At 35.8% G+C, this 25,046-nt stretch carries 22 protein-coding genes, 3 tRNA genes and 1 other annotated feature; of the genes, 10 read left to right on the top strand and 15 right to left on the bottom strand.

Annotated features, from left to right (window positions below; translation table 11 throughout):
- Positions 1-198 precede the first annotated feature (198 nt).
- From sdaAB to BLP98_RS05375, 3 genes are all read left to right on the top strand, one after another.
- A complete protein-coding gene (sdaAB, locus tag BLP98_RS05385; protein ID WP_074482285.1) occupies positions 199-870 on the top strand; it encodes an L-serine ammonia-lyase, iron-sulfur-dependent subunit beta in 672 nt (223 codons plus the stop codon).
- An 11-nt stretch (positions 871-881) separates the two neighbouring features.
- A complete protein-coding gene (gene sdaAA, locus BLP98_RS05380) occupies positions 882-1,754 on the top strand; it encodes an L-serine ammonia-lyase, iron-sulfur-dependent, subunit alpha (protein ID WP_074482284.1) in 873 nt (290 codons plus the stop codon).
- 90 nt (positions 1,755-1,844) lie between these two features.
- Entirely contained in the window at positions 1,845-2,480 is a 636-nt protein-coding gene (locus BLP98_RS05375) for an HAD hydrolase-like protein (protein ID WP_074482283.1), read from the top strand.
- A 28-nt stretch (positions 2,481-2,508) separates the two neighbouring features.
- On the opposite strand, the gene BLP98_RS05370 is transcribed toward BLP98_RS05375, so the two are convergent.
- The 9 genes from BLP98_RS05370 to yfmF form a co-directional block, all read right to left on the bottom strand.
- Positions 2,509-3,189, bottom strand: a complete 681-nt coding sequence (locus BLP98_RS05370) for a transglycosylase SLT domain-containing protein (protein WP_074482282.1) — start codon at positions 3,187-3,189, stop codon at positions 2,509-2,511.
- Between the two features lie 218 nt (positions 3,190-3,407).
- The gene (locus tag BLP98_RS05365) at positions 3,408-4,007 is read right to left on the bottom strand and encodes an aggregation-promoting factor (RefSeq protein ID WP_074482281.1); all 600 of its coding nucleotides are present in this window, start codon (positions 4,005-4,007) and stop codon (positions 3,408-3,410) included.
- 139 nt (positions 4,008-4,146) lie between these two features.
- Entirely contained in the window at positions 4,147-4,944 is a 798-nt protein-coding gene (locus BLP98_RS05360; RefSeq protein WP_074482280.1) for an energy-coupling factor transporter transmembrane component T family protein, read from the bottom strand.
- Complete coding sequence (locus BLP98_RS05355; RefSeq protein ID WP_074482279.1) at positions 4,937-5,779, bottom strand: energy-coupling factor ABC transporter ATP-binding protein; 843 nt, start codon at positions 5,777-5,779, stop codon at positions 4,937-4,939. Before BLP98_RS05355 ends, BLP98_RS05360 begins: the two co-directional genes overlap by 8 nt.
- Positions 5,755-6,597, bottom strand: a complete 843-nt coding sequence (locus BLP98_RS05350; RefSeq protein ID WP_074482278.1) for an energy-coupling factor ABC transporter ATP-binding protein — start codon at positions 6,595-6,597, stop codon at positions 5,755-5,757. The genes BLP98_RS05355 and BLP98_RS05350 overlap by 25 nt, the downstream gene beginning before the upstream one ends.
- Positions 6,594-7,148: a CDP-diacylglycerol--glycerol-3-phosphate 3-phosphatidyltransferase gene (gene pgsA / locus BLP98_RS05345; RefSeq protein ID WP_074482277.1), complete on the bottom strand. Its 555-nt coding sequence runs from the start codon at positions 7,146-7,148 to the stop codon at positions 6,594-6,596. Before pgsA ends, BLP98_RS05350 begins: the two co-directional genes overlap by 4 nt.
- 9 nt (positions 7,149-7,157) lie before the next feature.
- A complete protein-coding gene (locus BLP98_RS05340; protein WP_074482276.1) occupies positions 7,158-8,102 on the bottom strand; it encodes a helix-turn-helix domain-containing protein in 945 nt (314 codons plus the stop codon).
- A gap of 65 nt (positions 8,103-8,167) precedes the next feature.
- Positions 8,168-9,457, bottom strand: a complete 1,290-nt coding sequence (gene yfmH / locus BLP98_RS05335) for an EF-P 5-aminopentanol modification-associated protein YfmH (protein ID WP_074482275.1) — start codon at positions 9,455-9,457, stop codon at positions 8,168-8,170.
- A complete protein-coding gene (gene yfmF, locus BLP98_RS05330) occupies positions 9,458-10,702 on the bottom strand; it encodes an EF-P 5-aminopentanol modification-associated protein YfmF (protein WP_074482274.1) in 1,245 nt (414 codons plus the stop codon).
- Positions 10,703-10,789: 87 nt separating this feature from the next.
- Here yfmF and yaaA point away from each other — a divergent pair, with 87 nt between their 5' ends.
- Positions 10,790-11,173: a S4 domain-containing protein YaaA gene (gene yaaA, locus BLP98_RS05325; protein WP_074482273.1), complete on the top strand. Its 384-nt coding sequence runs from the start codon at positions 10,790-10,792 to the stop codon at positions 11,171-11,173.
- A 2-nt stretch (positions 11,174-11,175) separates the two neighbouring features.
- Complete coding sequence (recF, locus tag BLP98_RS05320) at positions 11,176-12,270, top strand: DNA replication/repair protein RecF (RefSeq protein WP_074482272.1); 1,095 nt, start codon at positions 11,176-11,178, stop codon at positions 12,268-12,270.
- A gap of 65 nt (positions 12,271-12,335) precedes the next feature.
- Here recF and BLP98_RS05315 read toward each other — a convergent pair whose 3' ends face one another.
- The 3 genes from BLP98_RS05315 to trpS all read right to left on the bottom strand — a co-directional run bounded on the left by BLP98_RS05315 (position 12,336) and on the right by trpS (position 16,176).
- A complete protein-coding gene (locus BLP98_RS05315) occupies positions 12,336-13,202 on the bottom strand; it encodes a GRP family sugar transporter (protein WP_074482271.1) in 867 nt (288 codons plus the stop codon).
- Positions 13,203-13,446: 244 nt separating this feature from the next.
- Positions 13,447-14,928, bottom strand: coding sequence for an IMP dehydrogenase (gene guaB / locus BLP98_RS05310; protein WP_074482270.1), 1,482 nt, complete (start codon positions 14,926-14,928; stop codon positions 13,447-13,449).
- Positions 14,929-15,153: 225 nt separating this feature from the next.
- The gene (gene trpS / locus BLP98_RS05305; RefSeq protein ID WP_074482269.1) at positions 15,154-16,176 is read right to left on the bottom strand and encodes a tryptophan--tRNA ligase; all 1,023 of its coding nucleotides are present in this window, start codon (positions 16,174-16,176) and stop codon (positions 15,154-15,156) included.
- 54 nt (positions 16,177-16,230) lie between these two features.
- Positions 16,231-16,438, bottom strand: a binding site (T-box leader).
- 210 nt (positions 16,439-16,648) lie between these two features.
- Here trpS and BLP98_RS05300 point away from each other — a divergent pair.
- The 3 genes from BLP98_RS05300 to BLP98_RS05290 all read left to right on the top strand — a co-directional run bounded on the left by BLP98_RS05300 (position 16,649) and on the right by BLP98_RS05290 (position 21,921).
- A complete protein-coding gene (locus BLP98_RS05300; protein WP_074482268.1) occupies positions 16,649-17,521 on the top strand; it encodes a YitT family protein in 873 nt (290 codons plus the stop codon).
- Between the two features lie 93 nt (positions 17,522-17,614).
- On the top strand, positions 17,615-19,237 hold the full coding sequence (locus BLP98_RS05295) for an ATP-binding cassette domain-containing protein (RefSeq protein ID WP_074482267.1): 1,623 nt from the start codon (positions 17,615-17,617) through the stop codon (positions 19,235-19,237).
- A 95-nt stretch (positions 19,238-19,332) separates the two neighbouring features.
- Positions 19,333-21,921, top strand: a complete 2,589-nt coding sequence (locus tag BLP98_RS05290; RefSeq protein WP_074482266.1) for a YfhO family protein — start codon at positions 19,333-19,335, stop codon at positions 21,919-21,921.
- Positions 21,922-22,018: 97 nt separating this feature from the next.
- On the opposite strand, the gene BLP98_RS05285 is transcribed toward BLP98_RS05290, so the two are convergent.
- Positions 22,019-22,092 (bottom strand) — tRNA-Asn (locus BLP98_RS05285).
- A gap of 31 nt (positions 22,093-22,123) precedes the next feature.
- Positions 22,124-22,195, bottom strand: a tRNA-Glu gene (locus BLP98_RS05280).
- Positions 22,196-22,527: 332 nt separating this feature from the next.
- On the opposite strand from BLP98_RS05280, the gene BLP98_RS05275 reads away from it, so the two are divergent.
- Positions 22,528-22,601, top strand: a tRNA-Arg gene (locus BLP98_RS05275).
- A 449-nt stretch (positions 22,602-23,050) separates the two neighbouring features.
- Here the strand turns inward: BLP98_RS05275 and rlmH are convergent.
- Positions 23,051-23,530 carry a 23S rRNA (pseudouridine(1915)-N(3))-methyltransferase RlmH gene (gene rlmH / locus BLP98_RS05270; protein WP_074482265.1) on the bottom strand — a complete coding sequence of 160 codons (480 nt, stop codon included), beginning with the start codon at positions 23,528-23,530 and terminating at the stop codon, positions 23,051-23,053.
- A gap of 214 nt (positions 23,531-23,744) precedes the next feature.
- Here rlmH and BLP98_RS05265 point away from each other — a divergent pair, with 214 nt between their 5' ends.
- A complete protein-coding gene (locus BLP98_RS05265; RefSeq protein ID WP_074482264.1) occupies positions 23,745-24,983 on the top strand; it encodes a S1C family serine protease in 1,239 nt (412 codons plus the stop codon).
- Positions 24,984-25,046: the final 63 nt, after the last annotated feature.

Genomic DNA, 25,046 nt, shown 5'->3' with positions numbered 1-25,046 from the left:
AATCGATTTGAAGGTCGATTTTGAATGCGTGAAACCACGCGAAGTCTATTATAACATGAAATTCTTGTTATGTAAGTCTTTTGTGCTTCCTTTTTACATTTTTTTCTCATTTTTAATCAAGTTAAGCGATTTATTATCGTTTACCCAAGTCTTTTCCTTTGTTATAATAAATAAGCATAGATTCTAGAAGGAGTAGATATGAAAAATCTAAAATTCCAATCTGTCTTTGACATTATTGGACCCGTAATGATTGGCCCGTCAAGCAGCCACACTGCTGGAGCTGTTCGTATTGGAAAAATTGTAAATTCTATTTTCGGAGAAATTCCTGATTCCGTAACATTTCATTTATATAATTCATTTGCTAAGACCTACCGTGGACACGGAACTGATAAAGCACTCGTTGCTGGTATCCTAGGAATGGATACCGATAACCCAGATATTAAAAATTCATTAGAAATCGCTCACCAAAAAGGCGTTCGTATTTATTGGGATATCCTAAAAGATAGCAATGCCCCTCACCCCAACACTGCTAAAATCACCGTGGAAAAAGGGGATAAAACAATGAGCATCACTGGTATCTCAATTGGTGGTGGAAATATCGAAGTAACTGAACTTAACGGTTTTTCTGTCTCTTTAAAAATGAATACACCAACCTTAATTATCGTTCACCAAGATATCCCTGGTATGATTGCCAAAGTAACAGATATTCTTTCTGAACACAACATTAATATTGCTCAAATGAACGTCACTCGAGAACGCGCTGGTGAAAAAGCAATCATGATTATCGAAGTTGACTCACGTGATTGTCACAAAGCTGTTGAACAAATCCAGCACATCCCACACTTACACAATGTGAACTTCTTTGATTAGAAAGGAAAAGAATGTTTTATTCTATTAAAGAATTAGTTGAACAAGCCGATAAAGACTTTAACGGTAATATTGCTGAACTAATGATTACCACAGAAACTGAATTAAGTGGACGTAGCCGTGAAGAAATCATTCACATTATGAAGAAAAACCTTCAAGTCATGAAAAATTCTGTTACTGATGGACTTACTCCTAGTAAATCAATTAGCGGTTTAACCGGAGGAGATGCTGTCAAAATGGACAACTATCTAAAATCTGGCAAAAACTTATCTGATACAACTGTGCTAACAGCCGTACGAAATGCTATAGCCGTTAACGAATTAAATGCCAAGATGGGGCTGGTTTGTGCCACACCAACAGCAGGCTCTGCTGGATGCCTACCTGCCGTTTTAACAACAGCCATTGAGAAATTAAACCTTTCTGAAGAAGAACAACTTAACTTCTTGTTCACTGCGGGTGCTTTTGGACTTGTTATTGGAAACAACGCATCAATTTCTGGGGCTGAAGGTGGCTGTCAAGCCGAAGTCGGATCTGCTTCCGCAATGAGTGCAGCAGCCCTTGTAAAGGCCGCTGGAGGGTCTGCTTATCAAGCTAGCCAAGCTGTCGCCTTTGTTATTAAAAACATGCTAGGACTTGTCTGTGACCCTGTTGCAGGACTTGTTGAGGTTCCTTGCGTTAAACGTAATGCTCTTGGATCTAGTTTTGCCTTGGTTGCTGCTGATATGGCACTTGCTGGCATTGAATCGCAAATTCCAGTTGATGAAGTTGTTGATGCTATGTACCAAGTTGGATCTAGTCTTCCAACAGCTTTCCGAGAAACTGCCGAAGGTGGGCTAGCAGCCACACCAACTGGACGCCGCTTACAAGCCAAAATATTCGGAGAGTAATCAATATAGTATTAAAATACTAAGTGCTAATTTTCTTGCTGATTGACGACATTGTCAATCAATATTGACAAAATTTACAGGAGAGTAAATATGAAATCAATCTTATTTGACCTTGATGGAACACTAGTAAATTCAAGTCCTGGTATTAAAGCAGCTTTTAATTATGCTTTTGAAAAGTTACATCTACCTTTACAAACGGATAAACAACTGTCAACATTCATCGGACCTCCACTAGAAGTGACTTTTGGACAATATTTTGATCAAGCTGATGAAGTCGATCACGCTATCAAAACCTTTAGAGACTATTATGGAGAAAAAGGTGTCCATCAAGTCTCCCTTTATAATGGTATCTCAGAAGCACTGCAAGAGTTAAATGATTTAAATTACTCATTATTTGTTACCACAAGTAAACATCAACCAATGGCTAATCTCATGTTGACAGAACTTGGCATCATTTCACATTTTGAAAAAGTCTACGGTTCTACTCCCCAACATTTCCATAAAGCAGATGTAATCAATGCCTGCCTTACAGAACAAGGCATTCAAGCACACGAAGCTGTTATCATCGGTGATACAAAATTTGATATGATTGGTGGTCAAAAAACAGGGATCAGAAGACTCGGTGTAACATGGGGATTTGGTAGTCTCGAAAGTTTACAAGAACATGGCGCTGAAAGTATTTGCCATCACCCACATGATATTAAAAAAGCACTATCATCTTTATAAGATGATTAGTGCTTTTTCTTCTATTAAATTAATATCCCCAAGCTGAAAGTCCTTGTGTATTATAGACATTGATAGCTGTTGAGATTTGATCTTGAACAGTAGCTGTTGAACCCCAACCCGGCATCGTTTGGAACAATCCTGATGCTCCTGATGGATTAGCAACATTAGGATCACCATTAGACTCACGAGCGATGATTGCTTCCCAAGTTGATTGGGGGACACCTGTAGCAGCTGCCATTTGAGCTGCTGCAGCTGAACCAATAGCACCAGCTGTATTTCCGTTTGCAGCTACTACTGAAGGCGCTGATGATTGTGGCGTTGTTGAAGAAGGTGCCGTAGAGCTTGCTGCTACAACAGTTGTATCATCAGTAACGGGTGCAGCTTCAGAACTTGATACTTCAGATTCTGATGCCTCTTCAACTGATGAAGATGATTCAACTTCTTCACTTTCTTCTACAGAACTACTAGATGATTCAGAATTCGACTCTGTAGAGCTGATACTTGTAGTAGACATAGCAGAGCTTTCTGAACTTGACGTTGATACAGATTTAGCAGCTCCTGCTTCTGAACGAGTTGTAATAGTTTCTGCAAATGCTTCTATTTTTGGAATAAGAACAACAATCATTGCCGCAACAAAAATGACTCCAAGGATGCTGACAATAATATTTCTGATTTTTCTATGTTTTGCTTTAGTAATCCTACTATACATAATAAATAAAATATATACCTCTCTAGAACTCCTGTTTCCTATCATATAATTTATTTATTACTCGGAGATTGAAAATATGTTAAAAATATTACAGAGATATTGAGATTAACATCAAGTTCCCAATGAAAACGCTAATTTTTTTGATGATAAAACAAAAAAAGATTGAAGAAATTTCTTCAATCTTTTTATTCTAATACTGGTAATTCTATCTCTAAATCTTAGTACCAACCATTTGCATTCCAGAATGCAAGGGCAGCAGACCATGAACCATAGCGTCCTGCTACGTATGAATCAGCAACACGTTCTTGGTTTTCAGCTGACAAGTCACCGTTTAGGTATGACATTGTCAATTGGTAACGACCATAGTATTGACCGTTTTGTGCTGTGTAGCTACCGCTTGATTCGCGTTGAGCAATGATTTCTTTAGCTTGAGCGTCTGAAGTACCCAAGTTTGATGTGTAAGAAGTAGTTGTTGTTTCAGCTTGCGCAGCTGGTGCTGCTGCAGCTGAGTTATCAGTAGCTGCTGGTGCAGCTTCTACTGTAGCAGTTTCAGTTGCAACTGGTGCAGTAGCTTCTGGATCTAGTTCTAAGATTTGACCTACAGTAATGAAGTCAACATTTGCAATGCTGTTTACTGAAGCCAATTTTTCAACTGTTGTGTTGTAAGTTACAGCAATTTCAGAAAGTGTATCACCTGATTTAACTGTGTATGAATCTGCGCTAGCAACTGTTGGGATAATTAGTGCTGCTGCAGCGGCTACACCGGCAAGACCAAGTTTAATAGATTTCGATTTAGTTTTAAAAATATTTGTTTGCATTATATGCTCCTTTTTTTGTTTCAAAAATTAGTACAGGCTATATAATACAGACAAAATGTTACTCTGGTTTTAGAGTTATATTAAAAATATTACAATTACATTCTTATATTATAAAGAAAACGCCTACAGATTAGGCGTTTTAGCTTTCTTTAAGATAAAATAAGAGAATTCCTAAAATTATGACAAGTAAAATGGTTACTGAATCTTTAACTGTCCACTGTAAAATTCGATATTTTGTACGTCCATCTCCACCTTGATAGCCACGTGCTTCCATCGCAAGAGCTAATGCATCCGCACGTTTAAAACTAGAAGCAAAGAGTGGAATAAGAATTGGAATAATTGATTTCACCTTTTGAATAAGATTTCCTTCGCCAAAATCAACCCCACGTGCTCTCTGAGCTTTCATAATACGTGTAGTATCGTCCATCAATGTCGGAACAAAACGTAAACTCAAAGAAAGCATTAAACCAATTTCATGAGCAGGTACTTTAAAACGAACAAATGGTTTTAACAAAGACTCAACAGCATCAGCAAGGCTCAACGGTGTCGTTGTCAAGGTTAGAAGCGTTGAAAAGAAGATAATCAAGACAAAACGCATGAAAATCAATACTGCTTGACTAAACCCATAACTTGTAATCTTCAAAATTCCAAATTGAAAATAAGTTTCTCCTCCATGTGTGAAGAACATTTGGAATAACGTCGTAAACAAAATAATACCAATCATTGGACGAACGCCTCTTAAAAAGAAGCTCAATTTAATCTTTGATAATAAAACAACTACTAAAGTAAAAGCAATCATCAATAGATTAGTAACAAGGTTATTCGCCCAAAAAACAATGATAATATATAAAATCATCGCTAGAAGCTTACTACGAGGATCTAGACGGTGAATTAATGAATTTCCAGGTACGTAACGACCAAGTATTAATTTATCCATGTTTCACCACCTCTGCAAATTCTTCTATAGTAATTGGTAAAGTATCTAAATGTAATCCACGTTTTACAAGTTGTTGAGCAAACTTGGTGATTTTTGGAACACCTAATTGCTTACTTTCAAGAAATTCAACGTCCTGAAAAACTTCTTTAGGATAGCCTGAACGGACTAATTTACCACCTTCAAGGACATTAACATAATCAGCGTAATTAGCAACATCATCCATTAAATGGGTTACTAACACGATTGTCATCCCATTTTGGTGTAATTCTTTAAACAAAGTCATCAATTCACGACGCCCTTTAGGGTCTAAACCTGCTGTTGGTTCGTCTAAGACTAAAACTTCGGGTTCCATAGCTAAAATACCAGCGATAGCCACACGGCGCATTTGACCACCAGACAACTCAAAAGGATTCTTTTCAAAAAATTCTTCATGAATCCCAACCATAGCTAGCTTTTCTCGTGCTAACTGTTCAGCTTCTTCTATAGAAACACCAAAATTTTGTGGCCCAAATGCCACATCTTTAAGGACTGTTTCCTCAAAAAGTTGACTTTCAGGAAATTGAAAGACTAAACCAACTTTTTTACGAACAGGCTTAATCTCCTTATTCTTTGAGTTAGCTGTAATTTTAATATCATCAACAATCACAGCACCCTCTGTAGGAACGTTAAGACCATTCAAAAGCTGCATAATCGTCGACTTACCTGATCCAGTATGTCCAATAAAAGCCGTATAAGAGCCTTCTTTTATAGTAAGATTAATGTCAAAAAGGGCACGCCCTTCAAAAGGTGTCCCCGCTTGATATGTGTAATTTACGCCTTCAAGAGTAATTCCCATAACTGATCTTCTAATTCCTTTTCCGTAAGATAATTCTCTGTAAACTCAAACCCTTTATTCTTTAAAGTAGAGATAAGATTGGCTGAAAAAGGAATATCCAATCCCAAAGTCAATAATTCTTCTCCTCTAGCAAAGAGTTCTCGCGGTGTTGAACTTGATTCAACTTTTCCTTTTTTCATAACTAAGACACGGTCACTAAGAGCAACCTCATCCAAATCATGAGTAATAGACACAACTGTCATATTGTATTGATCACGAATCTCTTTTATTGTTTGAATTAATTCTAGACGTCCTTCTGGATCCAGCATACTAGTTGCTTCATCTAAAATAATGATATTTGGACGCATTGCAATTGCGCCTGCAATAGCCACACGCTGTTTTTGACCACCTGAAAGACGAGCTGGTTCACGATCAGCAAAAGCTGACATTCCCACTAGCTCGAGCGCTTCTTTCACACGTGCTTGCATTTCTTCTAATGGAATTCCCTTATTTTCCAATCCGAAGGCAACATCGTCTTCAACGGTAGCTCCAACAAATTGATTGTCCGGATTTTGAAAAACCATTCCAATTTTTTGACGAATGTTCCACACGTTTTCTTCGGTTAAAAGTTCCCCTTCTACAAAGATTTGACCTGATTCAGCAGCCAACAGTCCATCAATTAAACGAACTGTTGTTGATTTTCCTGAACCATTATGCCCAATGATAGACAACCATTCTCCTTGTTTCACGTGAAACGATAAATTATCTAAAGTGTAATTTTCTTGATGATCAGTATATTTGAATGTTAAATTTTTGACGTCAATACTGTTAAATGTCATTTAAATGTGTCCTTAAAGAGGAAGCCTGCCCCTTTGAAATAATCATAACCAGAATAAATTGTGAAAATCAAAGCGACATAAAGTAAAATTGTTCCAATAGTTGAAAAATGGAAAAGTAAGAAAATAATTGAAAACATTTGAGTAAATGTTTTGATTTTACCAGGCATAGCAGCTGCCAAAACTGTTCCACCATTCTCAACTAGTAACAAACGAAGACCTGTTACCGCAAGCTCACGACAAATGATAATCGCAGCAATCCAAGCAGGAACCATTCCTAATTCAACAAGCATGATAAATGCTGTCATTACTAACATCTTATCAGCCAATGGATCTGCAAATTTACCAAAGTTTGTAACAACTTGCCATTTTCTTGCAAGATAACCATCTAAATAATCCGTAATACTTGCCAATGCAAAAACTACTGCCGCAACCGCATGACCTGCTGTATTATTCCATATACAAAGGATCAAAATAAATACTGGAATCAAAACAATACGACCTAATGTTAACAAATTAGGAATGTTTTCTTTTTTTGTAAAATCGATTTTCATTTTCCTACCTTATTGAATATTAATTGTAATATAACTTAATGTTGTACTTGTCAAAGCAGACGTATCAACTGCTTGACCATTAATTGAAACTGTGACACCTGCAGTTACACCAAGTGTAATCACAGATGTTTTTGTACCTGCAGGAAGCGTTGCTGAATAGCTTGAAACTCCTGTTGAAGAAAGTAACGTTCCACCATCACCAGCTTCTGAATTACTTACAGAAACCCAGCTGCTATCTGCACCAGATAAACTGATATCAACAGTCAAATTATCTGTAACATTTGATAGATTAACCGTTAAGTTACTTCCGCCTCCCTCAGTTTCCATTTTCAATGTCTTTTCTTCAGATGAAGAAGAGCTTGTCGAAGAGGAACTTTCTGTTGTTGAAGAACTGCTTGATGCAGATGAACTATGAACAACAGAGTAGCTTGGATTTGAGTGATTGCTATCACTTTGAAGCTGTGTCCAAGTCACAAAAGAAACAAAAGCTAAAATGCCTAGAGCAACTAAGCAAAGTAAAATAATTGGTAGATAAGATGCCGTTTTTTCTGAACTCTTATAGCGACTTGAACGTGAACCAATTCCAAATTCATCAGTCTGTTTAGGTTCTAACTTAGAAACAGGAGCTTGTTTTTTCGCTTGTAGCTCTGCTTTTTTATGACTTGGTACAATTGTAATTCGTTCGTCATCAGCAACTGTTGGTGTTTCTTCTTTCACTTCAGCCACTTGTTCTCGATAGCGCTTTAATAGTTCTGCTGCATCAACGTCAACCAATTCCGCATATTGTTGAAGGTAAGTTTCAACTTCATCCTTAGGAATTAATTTAAATTTTTCTAATTCTAATGCTAAAAGATGTGGTGAAGGAATAGCTGTTTTTTCTTCAACATCTTCTAATGACAAGTTTTTGGCAACACGACCTTTTCTTAAGATCTCACCAATTGTTTCTTCTCTCATACAAGGTTTCCTTTAACAAAATATAATCAGATTTATTATAGCAAATTTTAACAAGTATTTCGATTTTATTTTGGTAGGATTGTGAATTCTGTCGCATCTGATTGCGTTAAGAAATCATTTCCTATTTTTAACACTTCTTCAAAACTTAAAGTACTTAGAATTTTAGGTACGGCTAAGTAGGTCTCTTCATCAGATAGGTGATTTATAAATTGAGCCGATAAATTATCAATTGAATCCATGCTCTTGAAAAAGTCTCCATAGAGTTCTTTTTTTACAATTTCAAAATGATCTTCTGATAAATCATCTAAATCGCTAGATATTGCTACTTTATCTAAGTATTGTCGAATATTAGTTGCCATAGCAATTGGTACTGAGGTATCTAAAGAGATGATTAAAAATTGAAATTGTTGATAGACCTCAATTTCAAAATCAAAAGAGTCATCAATTTGACCACTTTCGTAGAGTTCTTGATAACGTTTTGATGTCCAACCCAAAATCATAGCAAAGAATATTCTCAAAGCTAGTTCTTGACGTAGTGTAGAAGTACTTTCTGCTAAAACCGGACCTCTTAATCCAATAGCCAATTTAGGTTGAGTCACTTCCATTTGAACAGCTGTCTTAGGGACAACAGGTTCATAAATCAACTCTTGACGATTAAGGGCATGAGAAACACACGTTTTATCTTTTTGACTCTCTTCAATTTGTCTAAAGATGTCATCCTTATCAAAATTACCAACAACTAATAGTGTCATCTCTTGTGGAGAATAAAAAACATCATGATTTTCTTTTAAATCCGCCACAGAAATCTTAGCAATACTTTCATGAGTTCCAGCAATATCTCGAGCAAGAGCGGTTTTAGGATACAAATTTTCAAGAACACCTTGATACAAACGATAATCGGCATCATCCTGATACATATCAATCTCTTGACCAATAATCGATTTTTCTCGTTCAATTGACTCTTCTGTAAAGGCTGTATCTGCTACAAAATGCTGCAATAATTCCAAATTTTCCTTTAAATGATCAACTGTTGAAAAATAGAAGCATGTCTTGTCAAAAGTTGTAAAAGCATTACTATTAGCACCAGCATTAGTAAATAATTCAGATACATCTTGTCCATCTTCTAGCTCAAATAGCTTATGCTCTAGAAAGTGAGCGATACCTTCTGCATATGTTTTAACACTTTCATCCAGTGTAAACTTGTTGTCAAGGGAACCAAAATTGACAACTAACATGCCACAGCTTTCTTGAAAATCAGTTTTAGGAATCAAAAAGACTTTCAAGCCATTTTCTAATACGGCAGTATACAAATTTTCACCAATTTCAGGGAAAACTGTCTCAACTAATTTTGTCATTTACTTTCCCTCCAAAAAATATAGTGCTTGTAATTTTAATTTTTTTGTCAAATGAAGAATATCTGCTTTACTAACTTTGTCAATATTGTCAATCATATCGTCAACACTGTAATGATTTTCCAAATATTGACCATTATAACAACGCTCAATCAATACTTTAGGAGAATCTTCAGCTAGTCTCAAATTGACCTGCAACATTTTCTTAGTCTGTTTTAAAAGTGCTTCAGAGAAACGTCCTGATTTAATCGTTGAAAATTGTTTATTAATCAATTGCATCGCACGATTACGATTTTTCTTGTCAATTCCAGCGTAAACATTCAGTAAACCTGTAAAGATATCAAAATGACTTCCAATAGTATAAGCAAGCCCTTCTTTCTCTCGTACTTCTGTAAATAAGCGTGAATGTGCAAAACCTCCAAACAAGCCATTAAAAACAAGCAGTGTAAAGTAATCCTTGTCACCGTAACGAATTGGGAAGGAATAGCCCAACTGTAAAATCGATTGGTTAACCTCTCGAACTTCTAATTTTTCTTGGACAATATTATTAAAATCTTGTTGGTAGTCAAATACTAAATCTTTGTGACGATCTTCGAAAGGAAATCGATTAAATAATTGTAACATGCGATAATCATCAAATTTCCCTAATAAAAAGATGTCTAGGCGATCTTCACGAAGCATCTTTTGAAATTCTTGGAAAGCTGTATAAGAATTTTCAGCAGCTGCTAACTCTGCTGTTCCATATTTTGAAGTTTGAAAAGCTGGATTCGTAAAGAACAATTTTTTTAGACCTAGTTCACTGCTGTAAAAACTATCGTCCTTATCAGCTTTTAAATAATTAATCAAATTTGCTTGTTCAAGCTCAAATAACTTAGATTGGTACTGTTCAACCGTCACAAGTGGTGAAAAGAGAACTTGATATAAAAACTCAATAACTTCTTCCAAAAGATTCTCTTTAGTCATCACATACTGATTCTTCATAAAAGCCAGTTCAATATCAACAATGTGAACCAATCCCTTTGTTGATACTTTAGTTGACAAAGTTGCTCCATAAAGACTTGCCAAACGCTCTCTAAATCGTTGAGCAGTCGGATATTTCTCATTGGCAGTTGCTAAAATTTGAGCCACTAAAACACGTCGTGCTACCGTTTTTTGATTAAAATCTCCAGAAAACCGAAAAGTAATATGGTTCATTTTGAATTTTTCGTTTTTGATTAGATGTAATTCAACACCATCAACTATTTTCATTACAAATTCCTTACTAAAAACACTTTATTAGCTAAAATTATACCACGTTTATGTTATAATTACTTGAATTATAAAATGGAGAAAACGATGGAATACAAATTATTTGATGACTATATTACTTTACAAGCTTTACTAAAAGAACTGGGTATTATCCAAAGTGGTGGTGCTATCAAAGCTTATCTAGCAGAAACAACCGTTCTCTTCAATGGCGAAGACGAAAAACGCCGCGGTAAAAAAATTCGTATCGGTGATGTTGTAAGCATTCCAGAGGATAGTATCATTATTGATATTATCGCACCGACAGAAAAGGAAAAAGAAGAGCACCTTGAAGCCATGGCTGAAAAAGCCCGTGTTGCTGCAATTGTTAAAGAATTAAACGCTAAAAATAAAAAAGATAAGAAACAAAATCAGCCTAAAAAGAAAGCTAATTCAAATAAAGAACGCAAACCCGTTCGTTTCCCAGGAACTTAAATATGTGGATTCAAAAAATAGCGTTAAAAAATTATCGTAATTATTTAACTAATGAGCTTGAATTTTCCCCTGGACTTAATGTTTTCATTGGAAAAAACGCCCAAGGAAAAACCAATTTCTTAGAAGCTATTTATTTCTTATCTTTAACACGCAGCCATCGCACACGTACAGACAAAGAGCTAATTCACTTTCAAGAAAAAGAACTTCGGGTTTCAGGAATATTACAACGCTCAAGTGGTACGGTTCCCTTAGAAATCAACCTCTCAAGTAAAGGACGAGTTACTAAAGTTAATCACCTCAAACAAGCTAAATTATCTGATTATGTTGGTGTTATGACAGTAGTATTATTTGCACCTGAAGATTTGCAACTCATTAAAGGGGCACCAAGTCTTCGTCGAAAATTTATTGATATTGATTTAGGGCAAATCAAGCCTGTTTACCTGTCTGATTTGTCTAATTATAATCATGTCCTCAAACAACGTAACATTTACCTAAAAACAGCTGAAAAAGTTGATGTCGACTTTCTAGCCGTTCTTGATGAACAATTGGCTGACTTTGGTAGCCGTGTAATGGAACATCGATTAGAGTTTATTTCCAATTTAGAAAAAGAAGCTGACCGGTATCACTATGCTATCTCTAATGGACTGGAACATTTGAAAATTCACTATTTATCATCTATTCCCTTTCAGGACAAAGCTGAAATCAAGGAACAATTTTTAAAAGCATTGGAAAAGAATCGCAAACGTGATATTTTCAAAAAAAATACTGGCGCAGGTCCTCATCGTGATGATTTAGAATTTTTCATCAATGACATGCCTGCTAATTTTGGTAGTCAAGGACAACACCGTAGTCTGATTTTATCTCTTAAAATGGCTGAAATTGAACTTATCAAGAATGTCACTGGTGATTACCCAATCCTTCTTCTTGATGACGTTATGAGTGAACTAGATAACTACCGACAAACAGAATTGTTAAAAATGATTATTGCTGAAAATGTTCAAACCTTTATCACAACGACAAGTCTTGAACACCTTTCAAAACTCCCAGAAGAGTTGAAAATTTTCACTGTTAATCAAGGAACTATTGAAGAAAACTAAAAAAGCTGGCCTAAGCCAGCTTTTTTGTGTGTTTACAACTGAATTGACAATGTTGTCAATGATAATTAGTAAGATTTAACAATTCCTAGTAATACAGCTCCAAGAACAAAGCATGCAATACCAATTACCAACCAACGCATTTCTTTACGTGTTTTAGTTTCACCCAAGAAGAGGATACCACCCATAATAGAAATGATAACACCAAGTTGTGAGAAACTAAAGGCAATAGCAAGACCTGCTTTAGCAGCAGCAAGAAGCATGAAGATGTTACCAACACCCCACATCAAACCAACGATTGCATTTTTGATAACAACTGTTTCAAATTTAACGTTAAATTTCATGAACATAATAGCTCCAAGCACCATACCTACAGCCATTGGGAAAATAACAGCTAAAGCATCGAATTTCATGATGTTGTTAAATAGAATAGTGTAAGAAAGGTAACCAACTGTTGAATAAGTCAAAGCACGGAAACCTTTACCAAAGTCAGTAAGTTCGCTAGTTTCAACTTTTTCAGCATCTCGTTTACTTGTGAAATAGAATCCGATAACCAAAAGAAGCAAAGCAATAATACCAAGTGTGTATTGAACTGGTTTGCTCCATTCACCAAATACAATGGCACCAATCAAGCTACCAAATACAAGTTGTGCTCCACTTGACAATGGGTTACCTACTGAAACACCCATGTATTGCATTGCACGGAATTGGCCGTTTTGTCCCATAGACCAAAGCATACCACCGATGATTCCGACAACCCAAAGTGTTACTGACATTTCTGGTTGAACAAACAACCATACAACAAAGGCAAATAAAAGCGCCCCTAAAGTCATTCCTAATGTTTGTTGATCTGGTTTACCTCCAATTTTATTGCTGACAAACCCGATACTTCCCCATGCAATCATGGGAATCAATGCAAATAAAATACCCTGCATTTTTTCTCCTTTACGCTATGTTTTACAGATTAGTAAACGTTGTTTACACTGTTGTAAATATATAATTAACTATTCGCTTTTTATGAAAACGCTTTTTCAGAAAAGTAAAAGAAAATTTCATGTTTTTTGCGAACATAGTTACATATTCTAACACATAACCTACCATTTTGTAAAGGTCTAAACAAAAAAATCTCTGATAAGTTTATCAACTCATCAGAGATCATATCTATAACATCAGTTTTTCTTAGTGTACTGAGTAGTTTGGTGCTTCATTTGTAATTTGAACATCGTGTGGGTGACTTTCAATCAAGCCAGCTCCTGACATTTCAACAAATTGAGCTTTTTCGTGAAGAGCTGTGATGTCTTCAGCACCAACATAACCCATACCAGCACGAATACCACCTAGAATTTGGAAGACGATATCAGCTACAGCACCCTTATAAGCTACACGACCTTCAATTCCTTCTGGAACTAGTTTGTTAGCTTCATTCACTGAACCTTGGAAGTAACGGTCGCTTGAACCTTTCTTCATAGCTGCAATTGATCCCATACCACGGTATGTTTTAAATTTACGACCTTGGTAGATTTCAGTTTCACCTGGTGCTTCATCTGTACCAGCAAACATAGAACCAAGCATTACAGCATTACCACCTGCTGCCAAAGCTTTTACGATATCACCTGAGTATTTAATACCACCATCAGCGATGATTGTTTTACCGTATTCACGCGCAACAGCTGCAGCATCATAGATAGCTGTGATTTGAGGAACACCAACACCTGCTACAACACGTGTTGTACAGATTGAACCAGGACCGATTCCGACTTTAACAACGTCTACACCAGCTTCATAAAGAGCACGAGCACCTTCTGCAGTTGCTACATTACCAGCAATCAATGTACGTTCTGGGAAGTGTTGACGAATTTCAGCAATTTTACGTAGAACTCCAGCTGAGTGACCGTGTGCAGTATCGATAACAATAGCGTCTGCTCCTGCTTCAAACAAAGCTTCTGCACGTTCAAATGTATCTGAAGTAACACCAACAGCACCAGCAACTAAAAGACGACCGAATTCATCTTTAGCAGCATTAGGAAATTCAATAACTTTTTCAATATCTTTGATAGTGATAAGACCTGACAAACGTCCAGCTTCATCAACCAAAGGCAATTTTTCAATACGATGTTCGTGAAGGATGCGTTCTGCAGTTTCCAAATCAGTTCCAACAGGAGCTGTTACCAATTCTTCACTTGTCATATGTGCAGAAATTGGAGCATGGTAATCTGAGATGAAGCGCATATCACGGTTTGTGATAATCCCTACCAATTTACGATTTTCAAGAGTTTCAACAATTGGAACACCACTGATGCGGTAACGTTGCATCAATTCTTCTGCTTCAGAAACAGAATGTTTAGGTGTTAAGAAGAAAGGATCAATGATAACACCGTTTTCTGAACGTTTTACTTTACGGATTTCTTCTGCTTGTTCTTGAATTGACATATTTTTGTGAACAACACCAAGACCACCCGCACGTGCAATAGCAATTGCCATTTTACTGTCAGTAACAGTATCCATAGCCGCTGTCACGATAGGAATGTTCAATGTCAAATTTTTTGCAAGTTTTGTTTGCATGTTAACTTCGTTTGGAAGAACATGACTTTCAGCAGGAATGAGTAGTACGTCATCAAAAGTGTAACCTTTTTTCAAAAATTTAGTGTCCCAATTTGACATTAAATAACCCTCTTTTCTATATATTTGTAGGGGATTTTAACCCTAGCTAATTTTTTATTGTTACTATAATAACACGCTCAAATCATTTGTCAATAAATTAAATTCAATTTTTTTCCAAAAATTCTTTCCTATATTAGACTGATTATTTTTGCAATTCTCATTTAAAACACATGTTACTAATTACCAAAAAAACTCCAAGGCATTTGCCTCAGAGTTCTGTTGATTTTAGAAGTAGTTAATCCCCATAGCTGCTTTAACTTCAGCAAGAGTTTGCCCTGCAACTTCACGCGCAGCTTCGCTTCCTTTTTCAAGCATACGGAATACTTCACCCATATCTTTTGCATATTCTAAGCGACGTTCACGAATTGGTGCCAATTCACGTTCAAGAATCTCAAGCAAGTAACGTTTTGTTTTCACATCACCAAGACCACCACGTTGGTAGTGTTCTTTCATAGCAGCAATCTCTGCTTGATCTTCTTCACGTCCAAAAATATCAAGGTAATGGAAAACCATGTTTCCTTCAATTTGTCCTGGATCTTCAACACGAATGTGGTTAGGATCTGTGTACATGCTCATTACTTTTTTACGAACAGTGTCAGCATCATCAGACAAATAAATACCATTTCCAAGAGATTTAGACATTTTCGCATTACCATCTAGCCCTGGCAAACGACCAGCTGCTTCATTTTTAGGGAAAATTCCTTCTGGTTCAACCAAAACATCTGTTTTATAAGTGTGATTGAAACTGCGTACAATTTCACGTGTTTGTTCAATCATTGGTTTTTGGTCATTTCCAACTGGCACATAATTAGCTTTAAAAGCTGTAATATCTGCTGCCTGAGAAATTGGATAAACCAAGAATCCTGTTGGAATTGAGCTACCAAAACCTTTTTGAGCAATTTCTGTCTTAACTGTAGGATTGCGTTCCAAACGTGATAATGATACCAAGTTCATGTAGTACATCGTTAGCTCAGCCAATTCAGGAATCTGACTTTGAATAAAAATTGTTGATTTAGCTGGATCAAGTCCTACTGATAGGTAATCCAATGCAACATTTCCAACTGATTCTCTGATGATTTCAGACTCTTTAGCGTGGTCTGTCAAAGCTTGTTGGTCTGCTAAGAAAACAAACATATCATATTTGTCTTCATTTTGTAGAAGCACACGATTTTTTAGACTTCCAACATAGTGCCCTAGGTGCAATTTTCCTGTTGGACGGTCACCTGTTAAAATAATTGGTTTTGCCATTTTATCACCTCAAAATTAATTTCAAAAATAAAACACCCACACGTCGTAAAACGACGTGAGGGCGTTATCAATACGCGGTACCACCTCAATTGATAGGAGAATCCTACCATCTCTTTACCACTATATAAAAATTTACACGATAAATGTAAAGATTATTCTTTTTAATCATCAGCCCATTCATGTAAGCTTACTACTGATTCTCAGCACCATCAGCTCTCTAAAAGTACGCGTTTACATTACTCTTCTGAATCTTCTCCATTTTATGAAATTATAGCCTCTTTGTCAAGCTGACGCTAACTTTTCCCTTAAATCTCCCCTATCAGTAAAGATAGAATAATTATACATTTTGCTTCTTAATTAAATTAGAAAATGAGAAAAATGCTTGTAAGCCTCTTTTTACCACTAAAAATCTTGACGATAAAGGGCTTCTTTGCCATAATATAATCGTTTGTTATAAAAAAGAGGACTACATATGAAGAAAAAACTAATTGATTTTGGGCTCGTAACTGCTGGAGCCTTTATTGCTGCTGTTGGCTTTAACAGTTTTTTCCTTGAAAACCATATTGCTTCTGGTGGTGTTGTTGGATTAGCTGTTAGTTTGAAGGCCTTATTTGGATGGAATCCTGGTAACTTCGTTATGATTACCAATGTTCCATTGCTATTAGCTTGCTTTCTTTTTCTAGGAAAAGAGACATTTTTTAAGACTATCTATGGCTCTTGGATTTATTCTATTTTTGTTAAATTAACAGAAGGTTTGCCAAATTTAACCCACAATCCGCTCCTTGCTGCTTTATTTGGTGGTATTATTTGTGGATTTGGTTTAGGAGTTGTTTTCTGGGGAAATTCTTCAACTGGTGGTACAGGTATCATCACACAAATTCTCCATAAATACACTCCGCTCCCACTAGCTGTTGCCATGACAATCGTTGACGGTTGTAGTGTAGCTATGGGATTTGTTGCTTTTGATGTTGACACAGTCATGTACTCAATTATTGGTTTGTTAGTCATTGGTTATGTTGTCAATAGTATGCAAATTGGTGTTACCTCATCGCGCAACATCATGATTATTTCACCACAAAACGCTTTAATTAAAGACTATATTTCAACACAAGCTGACCGAGGGGTGACAGAAATTCCTGTCACTGGTGGTTTCTCAGGTGACCATCAAACAATGCTGATGACAACCGTCTCACGCCAAGAAGTCCCTCGTTTAGAAAAAAATATTCAAAAAATCGACAAAACAGCGTTCATCGTTGTTATGCCTGCCACACAAGTTATGGGACGTGGCTTCAGCCTCAAAAAATACTATAAACTTGACGAAAAAGATGCCATTTTACCAATGTAACCCAAACGTAACTCAAAGCCCCACTTCTCTAATTGAAAATTGGGGCTTTTTCATGTACAATGAGCTTATAGATAAATATTATGAGGTGAAAAATTGCTTACAGTTTCTGATGTATCACTACGTTTCAGCGATAGAAAACTGTTTGATGAAGTTAACATCAACTTTACAGCTGGAAATACCTATGGTTTAATCGGTGCCAACGGTGCAGGAAAATCTACATTCTTGAAAATCTTGGCCGGAGATATTGAACCAACAACAGGTCATGTTTCCCTTGGACCAGATGAACGTTTATCAGTTCTTCGTCAAAATCACTTTGACTACGAAGAAGAACGTGCCATCGACGTTGTTATCATGGGGAATGAACGCCTTTATAACATTATGAAAGAAAAAGACGCTATCTACATGAAACCTGATTTTTCAGATGAAGATGGTGTCCGCGCAGCAGAATTAGAAAGCGAATTTGCTGAGCTTGGCGGTTGGGAAGCTGAGAGTGAAGCTTCACAATTGCTTCAAAACCTTAATATTCCAGAAGATCTTCACTATCAAAACATGAGTGAACTTGCTAACGGTGACAAGGTGAAAGTCCTTCTTGCCAAAGCTCTTTTTGGTAAACCAGATGTTCTTCTTCTCGACGAACCTACCAATGGTCTTGATATCCAATCAATTTCTTGGCTTGAAGACTTCTTGATTGACTTTGAAAATACTGTTATCGTTGTTTCCCATGACCGTCACTTCTTGAACAAAGTATGTACACACATGGCTGACCTTGATTTTGGTAAAATCAAACTTTACGTCGGTAACTACGATTTCTGGAAACAATCATCTGAACTTGCTGCTCGCTTGCAAGCCGATCGTAATGCCAAAGCAGAAGAAAAAATCAAAGAATTGCAAGAATTCGTTGCTCGTTTCTCTGCCAATGCTTCAAAATCAAAACAAGCTACTTCTCGTAAGAAAATGCTTGATAAAATCGAACTTGAAGAAATTGTTCCATCAAGTCGTAAATACCCATTTATCAACTTCAAAGCTGAGCGTGAGCTTGGTAAAGACCTTCTAACAGTTGAAAACCTATCTGTAAAAATTGATGGTGAAACCGTTCTTGATAATATCAGTTTTATCTTACGTCCAGGTGATAAAACAGCCTTTATCGGCCAAAACGATATTCAAACAACGGCTCTTATCCGTGCTTTGATGGATGACATCGAATACGAAGGAACTATCAAATGGGGTGTTACAACAAGTCGCTCTTACCTTCCAAAAGATAACTCACGTGATTTTGCTTCAGGTGAATCAATCCTTGAATGGCTTCGTCAATTTGCTGATAAAGAAGAAGACGATAACACATTCCTTCGAGGATTCCTTGGTCGTATGCTCTTCTCTGGAGATGAAGTTAACAAATCTGTTAGCGTCCTTTCAGGGGGAGAAAAAGTGCGCGTGATGCTTTCTAAACTGATGCTTCTCAAATCAAATGTTCTTATCCTCGATGATCCAACAAATCACTTAGATTTGGAATCAATCTCAAGCTTGAACGATGGATTGAAAGATTTCAAAGAATCTATCATCTTCGCTAGTCACGACCACGAATTCATCCAAACTTTGGCTAATCACATCATTGTTATTTCTAAAAATGGTGTCATTGACCGTATTGATGAAACTTACGATGAGTTTCTTGAAAACGAAGAAGTTCAAGCAAAAGTCAAAGAACTCTGGAAAGACTAATTACTCTGTCATAATTTATTGTGACATTTACAATACTTTAGATTATAGAAAAGAAACAGGTTGGGATTTTTATCTCAACCTGTCTTACTAACATTATGAAATTAAAATCTTTTAAACTAACAAATAATATCATTTACTACCTAACAGCATTCTGTTTACCTTTCATTATCTTATTTCTAGCTCTTTTAGCTGAAGATATTACCCTAAACGGTGAGACAACTATTTTAGCTAGTGATGGTTTTCATCAGTATGTTATTTTCGCTGAAAATCTACGAAACATCTTACATGGCTCAGATAGTCTATTTTATACTTTTACAAGTGGACTCGGTTTAAATTTTTATGCTCTAATTAGTTATTATCTTGGAAGTTTCTTCTCACCTTTGGTCTACTTCTTTAGCTTAAAGAGCATGCCAGATGCTGTTTATCTCTTTACTTTATTAAAAGTTGCCTGCATGGGATTATCTAGTTTTTATAGTCTTCGTCAACTTTATCCAAAGGTATTAAAATCATTTACTGTTATTCTGTCAACCTCATATGCTCTAATGAGTTTTGCTGTTAGCCAAATTGAGATTAACATGTGGTTAGACGTTTTTATCCTCTTACCTCTAATCATTCTTGGACTTCATCGATTACTAGATCAGAAAAAATTTGTCCTATATTACATTACCTTAACCATTCTCTTTATCCAAAATTACTACTTTGGTTTTATGGTTGCCATTTTCCTTGTCCTTTATTTTCTCGTTCAAGTAAGCAAAGAAAAGCACTGGAAAACGATTGGACGCCAATTTATAGACTTTACAATTGTGTCAACCTTAGCTGGACTATCTAGCTGTGTAATGCTCTTGCCAACTTACCTGGACCTGTCAACACACGGAGAGAAATTTTCTACCTTTACAGAATGGTTTACAGAAAATTCATGGTTTCTTGATTTATTTGCCAAAAACTTTGTTGGCTCTTATGACACAACTAAATTTGGCTCAATTCCTATGATTTATGTAGGAATTTTCCCTTTAATCTTAGCCATTATTTTCTTTACAATTAAGTCAATCAAATGGCAGACACGTTTAGCCTACGGTGTTATTTTGCTGCTAATTATTGCAAGTTTTTACCTTGAGCCTTTAGATTTAATGTGGCAAGGAATGCATTCACCAAATATGTTCCTTCACCGTTACTCTTGGACATTTTCAATAATTATTATCCTTCTAGCAGCAGAGACCTTATCACATCTCAAAGAACTAACTGTTAAACACTATCTTATTGGAATTATTCCTCTAGTCGTTGGATTTTTAGCTACAACGCTACTGAAAAGTCATTATCAATTTTTAGAAGCACCACAAATCATTATTACGCTTTCTTTCTTAACAGCTTATGCCATTATATTGATTAGCTACGCTAAACAGTACCTAACCTTTAACTTATTTGTCAGCTTTACACTTCTCTTTACATTATTTGAAATATCCCTAAACACTTATTACCAGATTACTGCATTAAATAATGAATGGGTATTTCCATCACGTCAAAGTTATGAACTTCATTTGACAGATACTGAACAACTCATCCAAAAAAACAATAAACTTAACACCACTTTCTATCGTACAGAAGAATTACTTCCTCAAACAGGTAACGATAGTATGAAATATAATTACCATGGTATTTCCCAATTTTCATCTATTCGAAACACCACTTCTAGTAGTACACTAGATCGCCTAGGATTTAAATCAACAGGAACCAATCTCAATCTTCGTTATCAAAACAATACCTTGTTGATGGATAGTTTATTTGCTGTAAAATATAATCTTTCTGAAACGGATGTCAATAAATTTGGTTTTCACTATAAAGCTAGTTCGGGCGATACGTCATTATATGAAAATCAATATGCTAGCCAACTTGCTATCTTAACAAATGGCATTTACAATGATGTCAACTTCAGTGTCAACACACTTGACAACCAAACCAACTTAATTAACAATTTAACTGGTCTTTCTGAAAGATACTTTACTCGTGTAGCTTCTCAATTAACAGGTGGAGCTAATCTTCTAAACGGCCGTGTAACATCAAGTAATGACGATGAATTAAATGCACATGCCAATTACGATTTAACCGTAGCTCCTAATACTCAACTTTATGTTAGTGTTCCCAATATCACATTTTCTAATGAAAACAGCCAAAAGGTACAAATCACTGTCAACGGTAAAACAGTAGACTATACGACTGATAATGCCTATACTTTCTTTGATCTCGGTTATTTTGAAGATAGTCAAGTTTTACATGTAACACTTACATTTCCTGAAAACAATCAAGTATCATTCAATCAACCCAACTTCTATGCACTTGATTTAGCGAATTATCAAAAAGCTATGTCTATCATTGATAATCAAGATGTCAAAGTAACAACTCATAAAAATACCGTAACAGCTGCCTATAAAGCTAATAGAGCCTCATCGCTCTTCTTTACCATTCCATATGATAAAGGATGGACAGCTACTCAAAACGGTAAAAAAATCACCCTATCAAAAGCTCAAGATGGTTTTATGAAGGTTGATGTGAAACCTGGAAAAGGAAAAGTTATCCTAACTTATGTTCCAACAGGATTTAAAGAAGGTGTCGTTTTATCACTAATTGGTATCACATTATTTATCATCTACACTATCACTAGAAAACGAAAAAAAGTATTTAGAACCTAGTATTTATGAGATTACAACAAAAAAAGGCTAGAACAAATGTTCTAGCCTTTTTGAGTAATAAAAAATCCTAAGTAAAACTTAGGAAGGTGTCTTATCACTCCGGCAGTAGGACTCGAACCTACGACATCATGATTAACAGTCATGCGCTACTACCAACTGAGCTATGCCGGATAAACAAAAAAACTGCTAAGCAGTAGTTTTATAGTCCGTACGGGATTCGAACCCGTGTTACCGCCGTGAAAAGGCGGTGTCTTAACCCCTTGACCAACGGACCAGAAGTTTTAGGATTTCCCCTCAACACTTATACTATTATAGCAGATATTTTTTCTTTGTCTATAGTTTTTTTCAATTTTTTTTACTTTTTTTGAAGTTTTTTTGCACTAAACTATCGCCAAAAAATTCAAATAATTTTAACGTGTGAAAAAGCCTGATATTATAGGCTTTTATAGAGTAACCATTAGTAAACAATCGAGAAGAGTTTACCAGTTAAAAAGTATTTTTTAGTTTACTTGTTTTTTTACTTCTAAATAGCTAGTATCATAGGTTAAAGTACGATTTTTAGTTGACAGCAAAGCTGTTATTTTGATAGAATGATTAAGTTGATATGGTCTCATAGCTCAGCTGGATAGAGCATTCGCCTTCTAAGCGAACGGTCGCAGGTTCGAATCCTGCTGGGATCAAATCTTTAACCGGCTTTAGCCGGTTTTTTATTTTATATCATTGATGTTTCACATGAAACGAAAAAGATAGGTTGAGTCAAAAATACTCAACCTATCTTTTATGCAATTATAGTCAGTAATACGCGGTAGTTAGTAGGAGAGTACGTTGTCATAGCCCGTTTTAGGTCAGTAACGAAAAATTAGGACTAGTAAAAAATCGATTTTTTTCAAAATTAGCCATTTACTTTTCAGTTTTTAGGCTCATAAAAGAGAGCCTCCAATGAAAACTTCAGATTAATGAAAAAATCCATTTTGGATATTTTTATTCAATCTTTTTTTCTTTTTGTTAAAAAATAAAAACTCTTAGAAATACCGTTGTCCCAGCATTTCTAAGAGTTTATTCAAGTCGACAGACACACTTTAAATTTACAATAGTTATACTGCTAAGAGAGTTTGTCTACGTATTTATTTTACTTATGATAGGGACTTCCTTGTTGAATCATAAAAGCTCGATAAATTTGTTCTGCCAAAACTAAACGCATCAATTGGTGGGGTAGTGTCAATAAACCAAAACTTAGTTTAAGATTAGCACGTTTTTTAACTTTATCAGCTAACCCAAGACTTCCTCCAATGACAAATACAATATCTGAATATCCTCTCAAAGTTGCTTCAGCAATCACTTTGCTAAATTCTTCTGATGGGAGTTGCTTCCCTTCAATCGCTAAAACAATAACATAATCACGATCAGATATTTTTGCTAAAATGCGCTCACCTTCTTTTTCCATAATTTGGTTATTTTGCGCATCACTAGCATTATCTGGTGTTTTTTCATCCGGTAACTCGACAATTTCAAATTTTGCAAAACGACTCATGCGTTTGCCATATTCAGCAATACCATCTTTTAGGTATTTTTCTTTTAATTTTCCAACAGCAATAATTTTTACTTTCATGCTTTCTATTCTACCACATATTCACAAGCTTTTCACACATTATCCACATGTTAACAATCTATAAACAAGCTTAAAATCCGCTTAATTGGGGGATTTTTAAACATATTTAAAAAGTTTTCCACAACCTGTGGATTACTTTATTTTTTTTGGCTTTTAAGGTATAATTAAGTCGTTTTTTATATTCTATCTGTGAATAAAAAAGGGAGGTCGAGACATGAAAAAATTAAAATTAAAAAAAGTCAATTACCAGAAACTATTAAAACCTTTAATAGTTATTTTAGTTGGTTTTATTGGAGGAGTAGCTGGGACACTACTTGTTTTAGATTTGACTGGGGTATCAGTCAATAACGTTAGTGGTTCAAGTATTAAAACCACAACTAGTAAAGTAAATTATTCAAATTCTAATGATACAACAAAAGCTGTCGAAAAAGTCGGAGAAGCTGTTGTATCAGTCATCAATTACCAATCAAATACATCATCAAATGATTTGTACGCCCAAATGTTTGGTGATGGTTCAAATTCTAACAATAATAATACTTCTGATGACGACTTAAGTATCGCAAGTGAAGGTTCTGGGGTTATTTATAAAAAAGATGGCAACTCTGCCTATGTCGTTACTAATAACCACGTTGTTGATGGTGCTAGTCAACTTGAAATCATGCTTTCTGATGGTACAAAAGTTGTCGGAGATTTAGTAGGTGCTGATACTTACTCTGATATTGCTGTTGTAAAGATTGCTTCTGATAAAGTTAAAACAGTTGCTGAATTTGCTGACTCAGATAAAATTACTGTTGGTGAAACTGCTGTTGCAATTGGTAGCCCGCTCGGTACAGACTATGCGAACTCTGTAACCCAAGGGATTGTATCAAGCCTAAGCCGTACAGTAACAATGACTAATGACGATGGTGAAACTATCTCAACTAATGCCATCCAAACTGATGCAGCTATTAACCCTGGTAACTCTGGTGGTGCCTTAATTAATGTTGAAGGTCAAGTTATTGGTATTAATTCAAGTAAAATTTCTTCTACATCAGATACAGGTTCTGGAAACTCTGTAGAAGGTATGGGATTTGCTATTCCATCTAACGACGTTGTCAAAATCATCAACCAATTGGAAGCAAACGGAAAAGTAATCCGTCCTGCACTTGGCATCAAAATGGCTAATCTAAGCGATTTGCCAACAACAACAATTAGTCGCCTTAATATCCCAACTAGTGTTACAGCTGGTGTCGTTGTAGCTTCTGTTCAATCAGGTATGCCTGCTGAAGGAACACTTAATAAATATGATGTCATCACAGCCATCGATGATAAAGAAGTTAGCTCTACCACAGACCTCCAAAGTATTCTTTACGGTCATTCAACTGGAGATTCTGTCAAAGTAACTTTCTATCGTGGTACTGATAAGAAAACAGAAACAATTAAGCTAAGTAAAACCACACAAGATCTCTCTTAATCAAATCAATAATTTAGGAATAAAAATTAATGAGGCTGGGTTCTCTCAGCTTCATTTTTTAGA

Origin of the sequence: Streptococcus equinus, from assembly GCF_900104225.1 — a bacterium.
Classification (GTDB): domain Bacteria; phylum Bacillota; class Bacilli; order Lactobacillales; family Streptococcaceae; genus Streptococcus; species Streptococcus equinus_D.
Note: the sequence above shows the minus strand (reverse complement) of the source record. Positions and strands in the feature narration are given on the sequence as shown.